The sequence below is a fragment of the Acidovorax sp. genome (assembly GCF_046291265.1).
GTDB lineage: Bacteria > Pseudomonadota > Gammaproteobacteria > Burkholderiales > Burkholderiaceae_C > Acidovorax.
On sequence record NZ_JBKBTV010000131.1, the window covers coordinates 1 to 3,514 of the forward strand.

Below are 3,514 nucleotides of genomic sequence, written 5' to 3' on the forward strand. Positions count from 1 at the left end.
GACTACGGCAACCTCATTTTCTCGGCCGACTTCGCCACGCTGGCGGCCAACCCGTTTTTGTTCAGCAAGCTGAGCTACAACGCCGAAAAAGACTTTCAGCCTGTGGGCCTGCTGGTGCGGTTCCCCATGTTTTTGGTGGTGTCCAACAACGTGCCCGCCAAGAACCTCAAGGAGTTCATGGCCTGGGCCAAGGGGATGCCGGATGGCGTGAACTGGGCATCGGCTGGCCCCGGCAGCCCGCACCACCTGGTGGGCGAGCTGTTCCGCGAGCAGAGCGGGCTCAAGCTCACGCATGTGCCGTACCGCGGAGCGGCCCCCGCGATTCAGGACGTGATCGGCGGGCAGGTATCGGCCATGTGGATCGACAGCGCCACGGTGTACCCGTTTCTGGCGGGCAACAAGGTCCGCGCCATTGGCGTAGCCAGCCCTCAGCGTGTACCCACCATGCCGGATGTCCCCACGATTTCAGAACAAGGCTTGCAGGGTTTTGAAGGGTTTGCGTGGCAAGGCCTGGTCGCCCCCACCGGCACCTCGGCAGACGCCGTGGCGAATTTCAGCAAAGCGCTTCAGACCGCCCTGGCCGACACGCGCACCAAGGCGCGCCTGCAAGCCCTGGGCGTGGAGCCGATGCCCGGCACCGCCGCGCAAATGGGGAGCTTTGCACGTGCCGAGCGCGAGAAGTGGGGACGGGTGATCACCAAGGTGGGCATAAAACTCGACTAACCCTTTGTCGCCTTCCCCCGGTGGGGGACGCCACCCGTGGCCTGGCAAAGCCAGTTCCACGGTGGCACTGGTATGGGACCGCGCCCTTTTTCAGGCGGCTGTTGAGCGGCAGCGCGCGAGCCGCCGCTTGCGTTGCAGGGCGGGCGCCAGCCACAGCAGTTGCACCGTGGCATAGCCCAGCACCGCCAGCAGCAGCCCCAAAGTGGGCAGGCCCACCAGCAGTGGCGTGCCCAGCGCCTGCATCCAGGTAGCCAGCGCCTGTACGGAGAAATCGCCACCCGGCGCCACACTGCCCCAGGCGGGAAGAATCTGCTCGCCGGGCATCACCAACGCGCCCAGGTAGAAGGCCAGCGCGTACAGCGGCACCGTGGTGAGCGGGTTGGTATAGAACGTGGCCACGCCACCGGCCACCACATTGCCCCGCAGCCAGGCGCAGGCCAGCAGGGTGCCGGGCAGTTGCAGCGGGCCCGGGATCAATCCGCAGAACATGCCCACGGCCACGCCCCGGGCCAGCGGCTGGCGCTGAAAGCGGAACAGCGCACGCTGCTCCAGCCAGGGCAGCATCCGCAGCAGCCAGGGCCGGTTCATGTGGCCCCGTACGCGGGGCTCCAGCCCTCTGAGCCAACGGCGCAGGCTGCACAGCATTTGCATGGTGGTCAGCCCTCAAGCCTTGGGCGGCAATGCGGGAGCGCTTTCGCTCGACGAGCGCAGCGACAGCACGATGGACCCTGCAATCAGCGAAGCGGTGACCAGCAGCGCGTAGCCGATCGGGATCTTCACCAGGTCGATGAGCAGCATCTTGCCGCCGATGAACACCAGCACCAGGGCCAAGCCGTAAGCCAGCAAATGGAAGCGGTTGGCCAGGTCCGCCAGCAGGAAGTACAGCGCACGCAGGCCCAGGATGGCGAAGATGTTGGCCGTCAGCACGATGAACGGGTCGTTGGTGATGGCAAAGATGGCGGGGATGCTGTCCACCGCAAAGATGATGTCGGTGGTGCCGATGAGCACCAGCACCACAAACAGCGGGGTGTAGTGCTTCACGCCATTGATCATGGTGGAGAGCTTTTCACCATCGAACTGGTCGGTGATGCGGATGCGCTTCTTGAGCAGCTTGAGCACCGGGTTGGTCGCAATGTCGGGTTCCTTACCGGCAGCGAACCACATCTTGGCGCCCGTGATGACCAGGAACGCGCCGAACACGTACAGCAGCCAGTGGAAGGTGGCCAGCAACCAGGCGCCCGCCAGGATCAGCAGCGTGCGCAGCACGATGGCGCCGATGATGCCGATGATGAGCGCGCGCTTTTGGTACTGGGGCGGCACGGCGAAGTAGCTGAACAGCATCAGGAAGACAAAGATGTTGTCGATGGACAGGCTCTTTTCCACCAGATAGCCGGTGATGAACTGCATCGACACCGTGTTGGCCACCTCGCGGCCCTGGCTGCCATCCAGATACCACCACAGGATGGCCACAAACACGAAAGCCAGCGAAAACCACAGCAGGCTCCAGCGCACGGCCTCTTTCATCGTGACCTGGTGGGCGCCCTGGCGCTCCATCACCAGCAGGTCCACCGCGATGGCCACCACCACAAAGACGGCAAAGCCCGCCCACATCCACCAGGTTCCTATCGTTTCCATGCGTTTTTCTCCGTAGGGGAATTCGTTCGGCCGGGCGCCCCACCCGGCAACAGCCCCGCACTGTAGGGGTGGGAGTCTTTCTTAAAAACCTGTCATATTGATAGCATTGGTTCGGTTTTTACGAACTAAACCTGTTTCTCCCCGAAAGACGCCCATGAGCCAGAGCTTCAATTACCGCCATCTTTTCTACTTCTGGGTGGTGGCCAAGGAGGGCGGCATTGCCCGTGCCGCCGAGCGGCTGGACATGGCCGTGCAGACCATCAGCGCCCAGGTGCGCGAGCTGGAAAAGGCCCTGGGAGTGAGCCTGCTGCGCACCGAGGGCCGCAACCTGGTGCTGACCGATGCGGGCGTGGCCGCGCTGCACGAGGCCGACCACATCTTTGCGCTGGGCGAGCTGCTGCCCGTGCGCGTGCGCGAAGCCGCCACCGGACAGACGCTGCGGCTGAACCTGGGTATCTCGGACGGCATTGCCAAGCTGGCCGTGCACCGGCTGCTGACCCCCGTGCTGGACGAGCCCCACCTGCGGCTGCTGTGCCACGAGGGCGAGTTCCAGCCCCTGCTGGGCGAGCTGGCGCTGCACAAGCTCGACGCGGTGCTGGCCGACCGCGCCGCACCGCCCAACCGCGCCCTGCGCACCACCAGCCAGTTGCTCGGTAGCAGCGCCATCGCCTGGTACGCACCACCCCTGTGGGCGGAGGCGGCCGCCAAGGACTTCCCGCACAGCCTGGCCGTGGTGCCCGTGCTGCTGCCCACCGACCACGCCGCCATGCGCGCGCGCATCGACCACTGGCTGGAGCGCGAACGCATCCGCCCGCGCATTGCGGGCGAGTTTGAAGACAGCGCATTGCTCAGCACCTTTGCCGCCACCGGCATGGGCGTGATGCCCGCGCCCGTGTCGCTGGGCGACCACCTGGCGCAGACGCACGGCCTGGTGCAGGTGGGCACCACGCCCGATGTGCAGGAGCAGTTCCACCTGATCTACAGCGCCCGCAAGGTGATGCACCCGCTGCTGACGCGGCTGCTGGAGGCGGGGAAAGGTGGAATGCTATTAAATTAATAGCTATTAGCGCTTATACATAAAGGGCGGATTCAAGTCCAAGTGCAACAATAAAGTTAGTGGACTGAATCGGGCTGTTGTGCCAAGCGAGTCAAATGC

General features: G+C 64.6%; 4 protein-coding genes. 2 read left to right on the forward strand and 2 right to left on the reverse strand.

Translation table 11 applies throughout. The features are described 5' to 3' along the window. Positions 1 to 723, forward strand: a 723-nt coding sequence (locus ACK41V_RS23410) for a Bug family tripartite tricarboxylate transporter substrate binding protein (RefSeq protein WP_409786042.1), incomplete at its 5' end; no start/stop codon positions are given. A gap of 90 nt (positions 724 to 813) precedes the next feature. Here the strand turns inward: ACK41V_RS23410 and ACK41V_RS23415 are convergent. After that, on the reverse strand, positions 814 to 1,374 hold the full coding sequence (locus tag ACK41V_RS23415) for a DUF2062 domain-containing protein (RefSeq protein ID WP_409786044.1): 561 nt from the start codon (positions 1,372 to 1,374) through the stop codon (positions 814 to 816). Positions 1,375 to 1,386: 12 nt separating this feature from the next. After that, positions 1,387 to 2,358, reverse strand: coding sequence for a TerC family protein (locus tag ACK41V_RS23420; protein WP_409786047.1), 972 nt, complete (start codon positions 2,356 to 2,358; stop codon positions 1,387 to 1,389). Positions 2,359 to 2,512: 154 nt separating this feature from the next. On the opposite strand from ACK41V_RS23420, the gene ACK41V_RS23425 reads away from it, so the two are divergent. Beyond that, positions 2,513 to 3,415 carry a LysR family transcriptional regulator gene (locus tag ACK41V_RS23425; RefSeq protein ID WP_409786050.1) on the forward strand — a complete coding sequence of 301 codons (903 nt, stop codon included), beginning with the start codon at positions 2,513 to 2,515 and terminating at the stop codon, positions 3,413 to 3,415. Positions 3,416 to 3,514: the final 99 nt, after the last annotated feature.